The organism is Mycobacterium sp. FW102-FHT13B02 (assembly GCF_058790275.1).
Genome location: NZ_JBYTCM010000007.1, coordinates 17,027 through 31,061, shown reverse-complemented (window position 1 = coordinate 31,061; position 14,035 = coordinate 17,027). Strand labels below are relative to the sequence as shown.

The following is a 14,035-nucleotide window of genomic DNA, read 5'->3' as shown; positions in this document are numbered from 1 at the left end:
AAGGTTTCCGTCAACATCATCAGCCCAGGTCGCAGGCTCTAATTGTGACGCACATCACACTATTTCCAGCTCTTTGACAACCTCGTCGGAAACCTCCACGTAAAGGTCTCTGCAAACGTCCGCGGATTCCATGGGCTCGTCCACGCCTCATGTGACGTCAGGAATCCGATGAACATCTGGAACGAGCTCGCCGCCCAAGCCCACCTACTGCTCACCCGCCCACAGCGCAGTGATCTGACCCCGTCGGTGACCCTGGTTCAGTCCCTGCACCCGCAGCCGCCACGCACCCCCGCCGCGATCTGCGCCCACCTCGGCACCGCGACCGCCGTACTGCCGACCCTGGCCCGGTATGCACGCAGCGGTGACCGCCACGCGCTGCTGATGGCCGCGGTACTCATGCGGTACCCCCTGCGGCGGATCGCGGACCTGGCCGACCCAGACGGCCGCCGATCATCCGAGCGCGATGCCCGCGACAACGACACCCTCGGAGTGTTCTTCACACTCATCCGCACAGCCGGCGAACCGGAGATCCTCACCGCTCGCTACCTGTACAACCGGACGCTGCGCACCGTCCTGGCCAACGCGGCCGGCGCGCGAGCAGCTGATGCGATCCCCGTCGAACCGCACAGTCCGGTCCTCGATCACATTGACTTCGGCGCCGACTGCGATCGGGCCGCCCACGTTCTGGCGCAGGCACGGGCCGACAACATCATCACGGCCTTGGAGCTGGAGACCCTGACCGCGCTGTTTCTCAACACCGACATCTACAGCGTGAAAACTGCGGCGATGACCCTGGGGGCCAACGTCGGCGCAGTAGAGCGTCGCGCTCAGCGGGCCATCAGAAAGCTGGTCAAGTCCCATACCGATTCCACCGTCGCGGCATGACCGTGCGGCGCATTGTCGGCGGCCTTGTCACTGCCCTCCTGACCCTCATCGTTGCCGTTGCCGCGGCGATACCAGCTGGTGCAGCGCCGGATTGTCCGAGTATCGATGCGGTCGCGGTTCCTGGGACCACCCAGACCTCAACGGATGCCAATCCACGTACGCCGGTCGGGATTCTTGCAAGCATCCTGGAGCCGATAAAGCAGCGCGCAAAGATCGCGATATCGACGTTCTACACCCCGTATCCGGCGACCATTCTTGGCTCCGATGGTGTGGGCTATAAGTCATCGAAAGACGCCGGTATCGACAGCACAAATGCTCATCTCAAGGCCACTGCGGCCCGGTGTCCAAAGACTGATTTCATCCTCACTGGCTACAGCCAGGGAGCCGACATCGCAGGCGATGTAGCGGCCGTGATCGGCCACGACCGCGGCGTCATTCCGGCCAATCGGCTGCTCGGTGTCGCACTACTTGCCGACCCATCTCAATCGCCGGTCGATCAACCTACGATCGGCCTACGCGACCCCGGAATGGGATTCGCCGGCGTGCGCACCGGAGGATTCGGAGCGCTGGCCGCACGCGACGGAATCTTGTCGGTGTGTGCCCCGTTGGACTACTACTGCAACCTTCCTCAGAACGATCTCGTGATGCGCTTCATCGGACATCTCGGCTCCCAGATCGATGACTCAGACCCAGCCGGATCAGCCCAGAAACTGTCCACCCTGTTCATGGCAGGTCTGATCGCCCCGGCCACCGCAGCCGTCAGCCAGATACTGCAGCTGGTGAACGATCCGCAGCTCATTCCGCACCTGATTCAGCGCGGCGTCATGTTCGCCAAGGCCCTGGCTGATCAGCTGTTCTTTCTCGGCGGACCACAGGTCGCTGCCACAGCATCAGACCTGGTAAACACAGCGACCCAAGCCATCGCTTTGGTGCGCTCACGATCCTGGATGGCCATCCCCGCACTCATCGCAGCCATCTCAACCAAGGCGGCCGCAGTCGGCGATGCCCTCTCGCGGATGCGCGATCAAACCGGATCTATCAACACCAGCGGTTTCGGCCCCGTCGGCACCGCTTTGGTCGGTGCCCACGGCAATTTTGCCGATGCCGCCACCGCCGTCCTGAACGCCATCAGCGTGGCCACCGGCGGGCTTGGGCTGCGCTCCACAGGCGTCTTTGGACCCACCTTCGGTCAATTCACCGCAGCCTCAGTGGCCGCGGCCTTCAAGCATTTCGCCGAGTTCATCAACGGGGGCTTTCACACCAACTATGACACCGCCATCCTCGACCAGTCCGGCCACACCGGAACCCAGATTCTGCAGAAATTCATCGTCAACAAAATCCGCGAAGTCTGATCTGAAAGGCCTCCGTGCACGTCATGAGGAGCTCGTCTTTGCACTCGCTTCCGCCTTTGAGCCGCCCAACCCTGAAGGCCCGGCACACCGCGCCGTTGACCATCGTTGGCGCGCGCGTCAGTGATCAGCGCGCCAACCGGCGGCACAGTCGGGGTGCTGCGGCGCGGTGGCCTGCCGACCCAGGCGGGCCTGGTGCGCCAGCACTGGGCGCACACGCCTTTGTCGTAAGCCAGCCGCCGCGACAACTTCCTTACATGCCGCGCCAACTCTGCGGGGCGTCGGCACTCTTGGCTCGCGTGGGCGCCGCGGGTGCAGTCCAGTGGCCACGCAGTGGCGCGGTCAGCGTGCCACTGGGCCAACCCGCCACCAATGCTGAGCCGAGGAGCGGGGTGTGCACATCGCTGAGCATCGGAGCGCGTCACTCCGGCGCACCCGCGCAACCAGCCCAAACACGCCTGCATCTGACTGCGGTGAGCCCCTCGCCTACGACTACGGGCAGCGCGGCGCTTGTTGTCGGTGGCCCCGTACTGCGCCCGCGTCAGCGGCGCGCTGGTGATTGGCGCACATCCGGTGGCACTCGGCGCGGACCGTAGCGGCCTGTCACGGTGCGGTGCACCGGCCCTGGAGCACCGCACCACCCGTCCGCGTCACACTGCGCCGAGGCGCTCCAACTCATCCCAAGGAAGGAACCGAATTGCCCCATGATCCATCACATTCTGACCCGAGTTTCGATGCGGACGATGTCATGATCACTGCCGTCGCGCACCGCCTGTGGCTGCTGATCGGAGCCCAGGGGAGCGTCACCTTGACCGGTTTGTCCGAATCGGATACCGCGACCGGTGCACGCACCGAACACTGGCCGGCCTACCCGCTCTGCGATCACGCGGAGCAGCTGCCGGCGCGGCTGGAAGAGCTGGGACTGACCCTGGCCCCAGGTGCTCAGTTGTCCGACCTCGATCACCGCTGGGACGTCTACGTCCGCCACACCGACCCGGTTGCGCTGCGGGCGCAACTTGAAGACCAGTCATCTCACTGATCCGAAGGAGTACTGATGATCAACTACCACACGCTGAGCGCCCTGGCCGCCAACGCCGTGCTGTCCATCCTGGCCATTGGCGCGAGCATTGCCGCGACGTACTTTTACCGCCGGGCGTGGCGTAACGGCCGGGGTGGGCAGTGCGCGATGCCGGCCACGGCGACCGGGCTGCTCCTGATGGTCTACTTCATGTTGCGCACCGGGGCATTGGTGCCTGCCGGGGCACCCGAGCAATGGCAGTTTGACAGGATCGTCGACGTTCCCGACGCGCTGTTTGCGACGACCGTTCTGGTGATCCAGGTGGCATCTCCTGTGGTGCTGGCCTGGGCGCTGCTGTACCTCTTTCCCCTGGGCAAGGGTGCGCTGGTCTGGTTGGGTCAGTCTGGGCAGGACCAGTGGGCGGGGGTGAATAACCTGCACCGTTTGCACCGGTCGTGGTGCCTGGGTCGCGGTGAGAAGCTGCTTGGCGAGCAGCTCGTGGCGCACGCCGGCGCGTACTCCGCCGAGGGGTCCATCACCCTACGCCGGAACATCACCGCCGAAGCAATCAGCACATCCGTACATACGGACCCTCCGTTCCAGCAGATCGAGCCGCTTGTCGATGTCGTGGCCTCGGGACGATGGGTTCAGACCGTCGATGTGGACACCGAGGAAGACACTCCGGTGCTGCGGGTGCAGTGGAACGTGGCGGCGATGGACGCGGCAGCATCCGCACGCCTGGCCGCTGTTACGGGACCTTCGCCCGGTGACGGGACTTCAGTGATTCGTTTCGGGACCCGGCGGCGGTCCTCGGCGCTGCCGGTCGCGGCGCTCGCCGTCGCAGTGGTGTGCGCGGTGGGCATTGTCGTCGCCGGTATGCCGTCTGTGGCGAACCAGCACGCCGGTTCCGGGTCACTTGGCGGAGCCGGCCTCGGTGGCGGGGGGCTGGTAGAGCCCCGCCCGGTAGCGCCCCGGCCTGGGGGACTGCCGCAACAGCCCCCGGGTTTCCTCGTTGACCCGCCGTCACATCCGGTCCAGCCGGACCCGGACCCGATCGACTCAGGCGGTTACTACCCCGACAGCGTCGATCACTTGCTGCGTCCGGCTGGCATCAGTGGGGATGCGTGCGCGCTGACCGGTCCGGATGCCGATCTGCCGGCCCGCAACCGCCCCGCCGCAGCTGATCCATGCAATGCCGCGGGGGCGGCCGGGGACTCCTACTCGCTGGAGTTCGAGAACCGGAAAGTGGTATCCGCGGTCGAGGTTTTCCCCGCGGGCCTGGACGTTCTGCGCGTGCCTACACGCGTGATTTGGCGCTTCGACAATGACCCGAGCACCGACGTCGAGGTCGCGGTGGGGCCCACATCAGCGTGGAATCATTTCACTCTTCCCGCGCCGCGGCGCGCGGCGCGGGTCACCGTGTTTGTGGCGCAGGCTGTGCCGGCGCGGCGCGCCTCGGGCTTTCACGACGGGGATGGTGTGCAGGTGATTGGGCACGATCTGCCCGACGCGACGTCGACGGCTTTTCACTGAGGTGCGCCGTCGTAGATATAAGAGAGGCAGGACCGCGGCCGGGGGGATGTCCGCAATGTCCTGCCTCTCGCCCCTCGCCGCGCCGTTGGGGGGAGGGGGCGCAGTGGAGGCCCGGCTTTGAGCCGGTCACTAGCCAGGTTAGGCCCGAGATATGACATCCCGTGTTCCTCGCAAAGAAGCTCCCGCGGCCACACCCCACCCCAACTGTGTACACACAGTGCCACAGCGGGTTACCGTGTGTTACATGGGTCAGATTCGGCAGGTTGGCGTCCGGGAACTGCGGCAGAACACCAGCCCCTTGCTGCGCGACGTCGCCGAGGGTCAAACCCTCGAAATCACCCACCACGGCCACCCGATCGCCCGTTTGATCCCCGTGGCCGCCAACCTTTGGAGCGCACTGATCGCTTGCAACGAAGTCATCCCGGCCCGTATCGCGGCGGCTGACATTTTCGACCGGCCCGCGCGCGACTACCCGGATCCTGTTGGGGGTCGCCCGTGATCTACCTCGACAGCACCGCACTGATCAAGCTGATCCGCGCCGATCCCCTCACTCCCGCGTTAACCACCTACCTACAGCCCCGAGCCGAGGGCACGACGTTGTTCAGTTGCGCCATAACCCGCGCCGAGTTGGCACGCGCCGCGGCGCACCTGCACCCGGACGCGATCGAGCACGCACAGCACCTGCTGTCCGGCTTGGACCTGGTGGCGGTCACCGACCGGCTTCTGGATGCGGCGATCGCCCTAGATCCCGCCCCGCCGCGCATCGTTGACGCACTGCACCTGGCTGCCGCGCTCACCGCCGGGCCTCAGCTGCGCACCGTGCTGACCTATGACTCCGATCTGACCGCAGCCGCGGCCGCTCTCCATATCCCCACCATCTGTCCTGGAGGTGCACCATGATCCGCGCACTTGTCGCGGGTGTGCTGTTCGCACTCGTGGCTATCCATTTCGGCGCACCGCCTGACGGCGCGCTGGGCATCAGCGTGCCGCTGTGCTTCGTCCTGTGGCTCACCTGGCCGCTCCTAGAGCGCCTGGCGCGAGCGATGCGCCGTATTCGGCGCGCCATCGCGCCGCGGCGCGCCGGGCGTGCGCCACGGCCGGCGGCCGCCGCACCCGTAGTGCGCGCCCCGCAGCAGGCGCAGCCCCAAGTTGTTCACAACTACTACTTCTTCGGGGTCGACCCCGCTCACCCCGCGCCCGACCTGAACCGCTTGGCACTGCCGCACATCCGGCCGCAGCAGGCGGTGCACGACTCGTTCTATGGCAATGTCATCGACGCCGACTGAGGAGATCATGAGTACTCCGCCCGATCTCGACGGCCCTCCCGACTACGGGTGGGAAAACCGGCGGGCGCTGATGGCGTCCCTTATCCCCAAGACCGCGTCCCGGCCCGGTCGGCGCGGGGCGCCCGCCGCCGCCGCGGACGATGGGGATGAGAAGCCTTCCACACCGGGCCTCTTCGCCAAGGGCCTGGGTGCCGCGCGCCGCGCGGGCCAGGCCGGGCGGGGCCGGTTCAACAAGGCAGTACCGCCCGGGCGCCGGGGGCGGTCGGCCGTGATTGCTGGTGCGTCGATTGTGGTGCTGGTGGTGGCCGTTGGCGTTGTGAAGAGCCTGTCCTCGGATGTGTCGCCCCCGGCGCCAATTCGCAGCAGCACTGCTTCATCGACGCCGATCAGTTCACCTGCTGCGGCACCGATGGCGGTCTTGACCGGGATTCACGCGACCGATAAGTGCCCTCACGATCCGGCCTACGCCGACGCGAATTTGGCGTTCGACGGTGATCTGAATACGGCATGGGTGTGCACCCGGGTGCACAACAAGGACGGTCAGTACATTTTCGCGGACTTCGGCCGGCAGGTCATGGTGTGCCAGATGCGGGTGTACAGCGGTGCCGAGGGCACCGATCCAGATGGGTCCGATCGCTGGTTCAAGCATCGGATTGTCACTCAGCTCGATGCTTGGTTCCCAAAAGAGCTCAACCGCAGGCCACTTGAGGTGCGTACCGGCGGCGAGCGGGACTATTTCCCCGCCACCATCGATCCGCCGGCTATTGTCACCAAGCTGCTGTTGCGGGTGGCGGCGACAGCAGACCCTGGGACCCCGGCGACTGCGGCCAGTCAACCCCCTGCGGCGCCGGGCGGGGACCAGGCCACCACCGTGGCGCTCAAGGTTCAATTTCTCGGCTTTGACCTGTCCCAGCAGCCAGCGCCGCCGGGGGGATGTGGGTGACCACGGTTCGGTCCGTGATGTTCCTCGCTCATCGACAACGGCGCCGCGGCGTTGGCGCGGAGCGCCGGACTTGCGCCGCGTGAGGCAGTGGCCGCGGGGGTAAGCTGCGGTCCTCGAAGCGGTGGAATCTGTACTGCTCCATCGCGAATCCGTCCCGCGATTCGCTCTTCGGGAACCGTCCCCGTATAGACCAGCCCGCCCGGGGACACTTGGCATTCGGCCGCCAGTTCGCCGTGAGGTGACGCGCGCCAGGCGAAAGTGGCGGTGATTCACGATGAATCTCGGCGCGCCCTAGAACAGCCGCCGGGGCGGCGGCTTTGGCCACCAATGACTTTGCCCGCTAACGACTCTCGTGATCCCGTAGTGGACAGGGTGTTGGGCAGGGTGGGCAACGTGGTCAACTCGCACGCTTTGCCTGTCCGGCGTTGACCCCAATCCTGCTGTCGCCGTGGAAATTTCAGTCGCGCGCCGACGCTACCAAGGGGTGCGCGTGCGGTGCGACGTCGAGCGGCCGATCACCAGGGGAAGAATCGTTATCGGATTGTTACCGCGAATGTGTCGGCAGAAAGTGGGTCGACTTTCGTGACTTTCACCCTCTCGGGGTGTTGTGATTTTTGTAGAGGCATTCCGCACGGGGCGGTCGCAGCACACGAAATCGGGAGGGCGAGATGGTCTTTCATGCTGACCTCAACTCGCACACCGCGTCGGCACTGTCGATCGCTGCCGCGCGGCCGGCAGTTCGCGCGCACCTAGACGGAGGTTCCTGGGGGCCGCTGGCGGGCTCGCTGGTAGGCGGCTCGATACTGCTCGGCCGTGATGTCGAGCAGTTTGGCCAACGTGGCAGCGTTGGCGTCGGTCAGACCGATGTCGGCGCGCTCGATGCCGCGCAGGCTGGTGGTCGCGATGCCCGCTTTGGCCGCGAGCTCCGGTTGCGTCATGCCTTTGACGACGCGCCAGTCGCCGGGGTAGCGGTCCTCAACGGGCACCTTCACGACGCGGTCGATTGGCGTCTGGAGGATCTTCATGACCTTGGCGAGCAGATCGACTTGGGGCGTGTATCGGCCGGCCTCCCAGGCGTGGATCGTCGATTGGCCGATGTCGGCCATGCGTGCGAGGTCTTGAACACTCAGGCCCTGCCCGTCTCGGACGGCGGCGAAGTCGGCGGCACACCATCCGCGCAGGACTCGCCGGCTCATGCGGCGTTTTCCGTGCTCATGGTCAAACAGGTTCACCGAGGTCTCCGATATTGTGTCAATGCGGTTGTCTTATACAGTTGTCGTAGTCTAGAGTACGGTGAAGTTGAGAGCGCTATAGCCGAGGAGATTCCGATGAGGATTCGTCGATCAACACCCTCAGCGGTTACGCCGGCCCTGCCGCCCGTGGCCGGCATGAAGCCCTGCTTCGAGGCGATTCCCTTCGCCGCAGACATGCCCCGCGCCGTCCGTCCGCTGTACTGGTGGGTTCACGACCTGCATCAGAGCGGCTACCGGCTCCTGGCCGCGCAATTCGACACCGTCACCGCCGGGGCCAGCCTGCAGCTGCCGTCATACCGGGTCCTGGACTCACGGCGCCCGGCGTATGGACCCCGGCGCGGGCCGCTGACCATCGCCGACGAATTGGCCGAGGCGATCTGGAAGCTCGGCATCACCGGCTGGGCTGACGAACTCGCGGCCATGACCGCACTGCTGCGTTCGGCCGGCCTGCTCGCCGAGCCCGACCCGGTCCAGGTGTACACCGCCCAGATCAATGGCATGCCCGCCGAACCCATTGTGCGAACGGCCTATTGGTGGGCGGTCATCCTCATGGGCCACGGCTGGCGGCTGCACATCCTCGATACCGACGAGGCCGCCGGCGGATTCTTCGCCGAGATTCCCGCGGACTCGGGTTCAGACCTCGTGCTGTATCCGGCGGGCATGGGTGATGACCGCACCGCAGCCTCCGCACTGGCGAACTTCCTACCCCAACTGAGCGCGGGCCAGCGGGAAAACCTCTCGTGGCTAATCAACGCCGCGATGACCGACAGGGGCCGGGTGGTGTAAATGCCTGGCACACAGATGGATTCAACGGAGGCGGTGGTGCGACTGCGCTGCTAGCTGCGCCCTGAGCGCACGCACCACATCTACATAGCCGAGACCTCGCCCCAGATACACGGAAACCCCCCGAAGGGGGCCCCGTTGGGTGGATCGAAAGTTAGGAGCTTCCGGTCCGGGTCTCCCCGTTAGAGGAGATGACTTTGACTTTGCCGAGTCGATCTCAGGGTAGGCGCTTGGCCAAGGACGCCGCAAGAGTTCCCGCCCCGAAGATCCAGAAACAGACACTGACCTGCCCTAACAGTCGCCGCGAAGGTGACAGCAGGGTCACGAACCGGCCCGGCGGGCCTCGTTGCTGGGACAGCTCGACCGTCGCCAACGAGTGCCCCGTGTGCGCAGAGCAGCCGACCGAACCGGTGACCGTCGACGGACAGTTCGTGTGCCTGTCGTGCACCGAGCCGTGCGCCGTGTGCGGGCACGGCGTCCTGCCGGGCGACACCATGTGCACCTCGTGCGTCCGCGAGCTCGGCCTGGATCAGGCGGTGGGACTGTGAGAAGCCCCCATCTGCTCGCCGCGGCGTGTGTCACCGACAACCCCGACGCCGCTTACCGTCACGCCGAGTCGGCCGTGTGGGACGAGGTCGCACAGTCGCTGATCGACTACCCGCGCGCCTGGACCTCCCCAGAGGAGGGCGCGATGGTCCTCTTTGAGGAAATCGACGAACTCTGGGATGAGGTCCGCCGCAACCACATTGGCCTGGCGCGCGGCGAAGCCGCCCAGGTCGGCGCGATGGCCGTCCGGTTTATCGCCGATATCTGCGGGCCTCGATCGGCCCAGTCTTCGAAGCGCTTGTGTCGGGCCGGCGCCGCTCGCCAGCGCGATCTGCGCCACGCCGGCGTCGGCCCGGCGAGGGCTTTCAACTCAAGCCACGAGGCCGCCGGGTACTTGCGGCGCGCATACGACGCGCTATGGGCGGCTGTGTGCTCCGATGCCGACACCGCCCAGCTCGGCGAACTGACCGCGCGCGTGGCCGCCTTGGCGGTGCGCTTCATCGCCGAAATCACCACGGACGCACCGATTGTGAGGGCTATGCGATGACCGACAACTGGCAATCCCGGGCGGTGTGCCGGTGGGAGACGGGCATACCCCCTGAGGTATGGACCTCGAACCGCAAGCCCCGCGACGGGGACATGCGCATCATGCGACAACTGTGCAGCCAATGCCCGGTGCGGCGGGTCTGCGCCCTGGAGGCCGTGGTCGCTGAGGCCCAGGCCGGCGTGTATGCCGGGGTTCGGGTTCCCGCGCGCAGCGAGATTGTGAGCTGGGCTGACGCGATGCGCCAGCTGCGCGTCGTCGCGGGTCTGCCCCGGCTGGGCGAACCCTTGGCACTGGGGGTGCCGGCATGAGCGCCTCAACGGCCGTGCCGCGCAATAGCGCGCTGCCGCATCTGAGTAGCCAGCGGTATGGCCCGGTCAACAATCGACTGCGACTGGACCTGTGCACGATCGCCGACGAGCCGGGTCCGGTACGGGTTCAGCATGTGGCGGCCTTCCTGGCCTGGTCACCGAAGGTGGTGCACACCGGCCACCGGATGGTGGTCCGGATCAATCACGGCCCCACCGCACTGTGGCTGACCGAATCGCTACCGCGGCACGGCGTCGAGCTCGTCGACGTCGACGGCTCCAGCGGCACCGTGCTGATCAATCGACCGCACATGGTCCTGGGCCGGTATGGCTACCGCGCTGGTCGTTGGGCATTCGGCCAGGGCGCCGCCGCCACGCTGGGCATCACCCGCGGCGCGATCGCCGCGGCTGGAACGCTCAGCGGCAAGGGCCTACGGGTGCAATGCCCATCGGCCGGCTTCATGCTGATGCTCACTGCGCTGCTGCGCCGGATGGAAATCGCTTCCACACCGCAGGCACAGGAGCCACGCGTGATCGTCGGGGACGCATCTGTCCCTGAAACGCTGGCGCGCCTTGGCGTTTCGGCCGAAGCAATCGCGCTGTACCGCAGTCAGCGGGCCGCTGACAACAAGGGGGCGCAGTCATGAGCACCTGCGGCCAGGAAAGCAACCTGCTTCAGCACAGGCGCGCCCGGGCCAAGGCCTACCAAGCGCACCAGATGAATCAGCGGGGCATCCCGATCTCGGTGATCGGTGAGCAGCTCGGCGTGGGCTACCGCACCGTGCACCGGTATTTGACCGCTCCGTGCCCGGAGCGACCCACCGACGAGCCCAAAGCCGTGGACATCAAGGACTTCTTTGCGTGGGGATCGTGCCGAGACAAAGGCGATCTGATGTTCGCCGAAAGTCCACGAGCGCAGGCACGCGCCAAGAACGTATGCGCCGGCTGCCCGGTACTGGCCGGCTGCCGGATGTGGGCCCTGACCACAGGAGTGAACGAGTCCGGGATTTGGGGAGGGCTCAACAAGACCGACCGCCGCAAGCTCGCCAAAGCGAACGCGCGGGAATGCGGACAACAGCAGGGAGTGGCGTGATGACCGCTATTGCAGTACAAGTACTTCCGGCCAACGATGGCGTCGACGGCGGTCTGGACGCGGTGACCACCGCGCAGAACGCGTACTTCCACGCGGTGGCGGTGGACGACCTGTTCGTCGATCCGAGCTATCAGCGGGCTGCCGACATGTGCCGGGCCCGCAAAGTGGCCGGCACATGGGACCACAAGCTGGTCGGCGTCATCGAAGTCAGCGACAGGGGAGCCGGGCAGCACCCGCGGTACGCGGTGGTGGACGGTCAACATCGTTGGCGTGCAGCACTGTTGGCCGAGGTTCCGGTGCTGGTGGCCAAGGTGCACGAGGGTTTGTCGATCAGCGATGAAGCCGCGCTGTTCGATCGTCTCAATCGGCAGCGCGTGCGCACCGGTACCTGGGATCACTGGCGGGCGCGGCGTAGTGCCGGCGACGAGACGGTCGTGGCAATCGAGCGGGTGGTCAACGCCTCGGGGCTGCGAATCGAGAATGCGCCACGGGAAGGCTGCGTGCGGTGCACCGCGACACTGGAGAAGCTTGCCGCCCTCGGCGGCCCCGAGCTCGTCGAGGCGACCTTGAAGGTCATCTTGGACGTGTGGGACATACGGATCGACGCCTACGACGCGCCCATCGTCCACGGCATCGGGCTCATCTTGCACCACCTGGGCAGCCAGATCGACATGGAGAAGCTCACCGACACGCTAATTGAGCAGATGCCCGCGTCCCTGAAGTCCCAGGCCAGCACGGCGCTCATCCTCAGCGGAACGCGGCCGGTTCGGGTGGCGCAGATGATCATGCATCTCTACAACCGCAACCGCAATGTTGCAGGACCCCGGATTCCGGTGACGCCGCGCAGCTTCGGCGGTGGGTCCCGCAATGCCCGTTCGGTTCCGATTACCGCGAAATCAGCTTGATACCAGCGCTGTTCGATTCGATGTTTCGAGGTGAGTGTCATGACTCTGACGTTGGATTTTCATCTTCTCCCCCGTCCGCTCTACCGCGGCCGACCATATCTGGAAGCTGATGCGAAGTTCTCACCTGACGGGCGCTACCGCCACTGGCTGACACGGCGCTGGTCAGACGGGCCGTCGTTGATGTTCCTTCAGCTCAATCCGTCGCGCGCTGACGCTCACCATGACGATGCCACCACCCGCCGCAACGTGCGGTTCGCCGACGACTACGGCTACGGCGCTTTGATCCTGCACAACCTGTACGACCTGGTCTCCACCGACCCGCAGGGGTTGAAAGCCGTCGACGATCCCGTCAGCGAGGGCAACGATGCGCGTATCGCCGCCGCGGCCGCCGAGCACAACGTGATTGTCTTCGCGTGGGGCGCCAACGCGGATCCGGTCCGGGCCCGTGAGGTGGCCAGCAGGGTGTGGCGCGTGTGCACACGGACAGGCGGCGCCGTCGCGGTGTTCGGCTGGACGCTCGCCGACCAGCCGCTGCACCCGTTGCGGCTAGCCGCGGACACGCAGTTGCACACGTTGACCGCCGGAGCACACGCGGATTTCAACGACGTCGACCGGCGTTGGGCCGGCCTTTTGGCCGACACCCGCGAGCCCGGGCAGTACGCGGACGAGCAGGCCCCGCGGTGATTCGGGCCATTGTGCTGAGCTGGATGGTCGTCGGGGCGGTGATCGGAGCGCTCTATCTCGCGGTAGCGTGGCCGGTTTTTGGTGTCGCGCTGGTGATCTCGGCGACGTTGATAGGCGTCGCGCTGGGCGTGCGCCAGGCCCGCGTGACCCGGGCACACCACGCGATGGTTGTACAGGAATGCCGCGGAGCCCTCACTGACGCCGCGCTAGCCCGCGTGGTCGATCACTGGTCACAAGGGAGGTCCTGATGACACTGGGGACTTGGCACCGCCATATTGAGGCGATCGCCACACTCTTGGAAAGCCGTAGTGGCGGTGAGCTCGGTTGGGCCGCAGCTATTTTGCATATGACCGAGGAAGCCGGCGAATCGGCCACCGCGGCACAGGCATTTGTTGACGCCGACAGCCTTGCGCAACGCCGGCTGCGGTCTGAATTGATGTCCGAACTCGCCGACACCGCAATCTCGGCGATGGTGGCTTTGGCCCGCCTCGACGCGCCACTGTGGCGCACGTTGATCGACACCTTGTTCGAGCCGCTGATGCGGATCCGCGGCTGGTCGGGCACCGGGGTCGTCGTGCCGCTGATCGGCCCCCGGTACGGCAGCGTCGTCGCGCGGCCGTCCCTGGAGTCGGTGGTGTTGCAGGTCAACGCCGCCACCGGACGGGTAGCCCAGGCATACAACCGTTTCCTCGGTGCCAATCCCCGTCACGAACGCGCACCACAGGCGGCCGTAACCCTCGCCCTGGAGGACACCGCCGTGGCGGCGATGGGAGCGATGGCATTCACAGGGGGAGACGCCTGGGTTCCACATCTGGTCGCCCGCCTCGCCGAATGCGGCGAACGCATCTGCGGGACAACGCCTTCCGTCACCCCGCGGCGGGCCGTGTGATGGCCGCGACTGACCC

20 protein-coding genes are annotated in these 14,035 nt (G+C 66.3%); 18 read left to right on the top strand and 2 right to left on the bottom strand.

Features of this window, described 5'->3' with window-relative positions:
• The first annotated feature begins 168 nt into the window (after positions 1-168).
• Positions 169-885, top strand: a complete 717-nt coding sequence (locus tag AC3WTE_RS14030) for a hypothetical protein (RefSeq protein ID WP_165682282.1) — start codon at positions 169-171, stop codon at positions 883-885.
• Positions 882-2,237, top strand: coding sequence for a cutinase family protein (locus AC3WTE_RS14025; protein WP_492438349.1), 1,356 nt, complete (start codon positions 882-884; stop codon positions 2,235-2,237). Before AC3WTE_RS14030 ends, AC3WTE_RS14025 begins: the two co-directional genes overlap by 4 nt.
• A gap of 250 nt (positions 2,238-2,487) precedes the next feature.
• Here AC3WTE_RS14025 and AC3WTE_RS14020 read toward each other — a convergent pair whose 3' ends face one another.
• Positions 2,488-2,646 (bottom strand): hypothetical protein, encoded by a 159-nt coding sequence (locus AC3WTE_RS14020; RefSeq protein ID WP_492438347.1) that lies wholly within the window; start codon positions 2,644-2,646, stop codon positions 2,488-2,490.
• 336 nt (positions 2,647-2,982) lie between these two features.
• On the opposite strand from AC3WTE_RS14020, the gene AC3WTE_RS14015 reads away from it, so the two are divergent.
• From AC3WTE_RS14015 to AC3WTE_RS13990, 6 genes are all read left to right on the top strand, one after another.
• On the top strand, positions 2,983-3,273 hold the full coding sequence (locus AC3WTE_RS14015) for a hypothetical protein (protein WP_492438345.1): 291 nt from the start codon (positions 2,983-2,985) through the stop codon (positions 3,271-3,273).
• A 15-nt stretch (positions 3,274-3,288) separates the two neighbouring features.
• On the top strand, positions 3,289-4,785 hold the full coding sequence (locus AC3WTE_RS14010; protein WP_492438343.1) for a hypothetical protein: 1,497 nt from the start codon (positions 3,289-3,291) through the stop codon (positions 4,783-4,785).
• A 244-nt stretch (positions 4,786-5,029) separates the two neighbouring features.
• Entirely contained in the window at positions 5,030-5,284 is a 255-nt protein-coding gene (locus AC3WTE_RS14005) for a type II toxin-antitoxin system Phd/YefM family antitoxin (protein ID WP_205895691.1), read from the top strand.
• Positions 5,281-5,685, top strand: coding sequence for a PIN domain-containing protein (locus AC3WTE_RS14000; protein WP_492438341.1), 405 nt, complete (start codon positions 5,281-5,283; stop codon positions 5,683-5,685). Before AC3WTE_RS14005 ends, AC3WTE_RS14000 begins: the two co-directional genes overlap by 4 nt.
• Positions 5,682-6,071, top strand: coding sequence for a hypothetical protein (locus AC3WTE_RS13995; RefSeq protein WP_492438339.1), 390 nt, complete (start codon positions 5,682-5,684; stop codon positions 6,069-6,071). Before AC3WTE_RS14000 ends, AC3WTE_RS13995 begins: the two co-directional genes overlap by 4 nt.
• A gap of 7 nt (positions 6,072-6,078) precedes the next feature.
• The gene (locus AC3WTE_RS13990) at positions 6,079-7,014 is read left to right on the top strand and encodes a discoidin domain-containing protein (protein WP_492438337.1); all 936 of its coding nucleotides are present in this window, start codon (positions 6,079-6,081) and stop codon (positions 7,012-7,014) included.
• A 749-nt stretch (positions 7,015-7,763) separates the two neighbouring features.
• Here AC3WTE_RS13990 and AC3WTE_RS13985 read toward each other — a convergent pair.
• Positions 7,764-8,210, bottom strand: coding sequence for a helix-turn-helix domain-containing protein (locus tag AC3WTE_RS13985; protein ID WP_492438335.1), 447 nt, complete (start codon positions 8,208-8,210; stop codon positions 7,764-7,766).
• 132 nt (positions 8,211-8,342) lie between these two features.
• Here AC3WTE_RS13985 and AC3WTE_RS13980 point away from each other — a divergent pair, with 132 nt between their 5' ends.
• From AC3WTE_RS13980 to AC3WTE_RS13935, 10 genes are all read left to right on the top strand, one after another.
• A complete protein-coding gene (locus AC3WTE_RS13980) occupies positions 8,343-9,053 on the top strand; it encodes a hypothetical protein (RefSeq protein WP_492438333.1) in 711 nt (236 codons plus the stop codon).
• Positions 9,054-9,433: 380 nt separating this feature from the next.
• The gene (locus AC3WTE_RS13975) at positions 9,434-9,598 is read left to right on the top strand and encodes a hypothetical protein (RefSeq protein ID WP_492438331.1); all 165 of its coding nucleotides are present in this window, start codon (positions 9,434-9,436) and stop codon (positions 9,596-9,598) included.
• Positions 9,595-10,143, top strand: coding sequence for a hypothetical protein (locus AC3WTE_RS13970; protein ID WP_492438329.1), 549 nt, complete (start codon positions 9,595-9,597; stop codon positions 10,141-10,143). The genes AC3WTE_RS13975 and AC3WTE_RS13970 overlap by 4 nt, the downstream gene beginning before the upstream one ends.
• On the top strand, positions 10,140-10,451 hold the full coding sequence (locus AC3WTE_RS13965; protein WP_492438327.1) for a WhiB family transcriptional regulator: 312 nt from the start codon (positions 10,140-10,142) through the stop codon (positions 10,449-10,451). Before AC3WTE_RS13970 ends, AC3WTE_RS13965 begins: the two co-directional genes overlap by 4 nt.
• Complete coding sequence (locus AC3WTE_RS13960) at positions 10,448-11,095, top strand: hypothetical protein (RefSeq protein WP_492438325.1); 648 nt, start codon at positions 10,448-10,450, stop codon at positions 11,093-11,095. Before AC3WTE_RS13965 ends, AC3WTE_RS13960 begins: the two co-directional genes overlap by 4 nt.
• Complete coding sequence (locus AC3WTE_RS13955; RefSeq protein WP_492438323.1) at positions 11,092-11,541, top strand: WhiB family transcriptional regulator; 450 nt, start codon at positions 11,092-11,094, stop codon at positions 11,539-11,541. Before AC3WTE_RS13960 ends, AC3WTE_RS13955 begins: the two co-directional genes overlap by 4 nt.
• Positions 11,541-12,446, top strand: coding sequence for a DUF6551 family protein (locus AC3WTE_RS13950; protein WP_492438321.1), 906 nt, complete (start codon positions 11,541-11,543; stop codon positions 12,444-12,446). The genes AC3WTE_RS13955 and AC3WTE_RS13950 overlap by 1 nt, the downstream gene beginning before the upstream one ends.
• Positions 12,447-12,485: 39 nt before the next feature.
• Entirely contained in the window at positions 12,486-13,130 is a 645-nt protein-coding gene (locus AC3WTE_RS13945; RefSeq protein WP_492438319.1) for a DUF1643 domain-containing protein, read from the top strand.
• Positions 13,127-13,378: a hypothetical protein gene (locus AC3WTE_RS13940; protein WP_492438317.1), complete on the top strand. Its 252-nt coding sequence runs from the start codon at positions 13,127-13,129 to the stop codon at positions 13,376-13,378. The genes AC3WTE_RS13945 and AC3WTE_RS13940 overlap by 4 nt, the downstream gene beginning before the upstream one ends.
• The gene (locus tag AC3WTE_RS13935; RefSeq protein WP_492438315.1) at positions 13,378-14,019 is read left to right on the top strand and encodes a nucleoside triphosphate pyrophosphohydrolase family protein; all 642 of its coding nucleotides are present in this window, start codon (positions 13,378-13,380) and stop codon (positions 14,017-14,019) included. Before AC3WTE_RS13940 ends, AC3WTE_RS13935 begins: the two co-directional genes overlap by 1 nt.
• Positions 14,020-14,035: the final 16 nt, after the last annotated feature.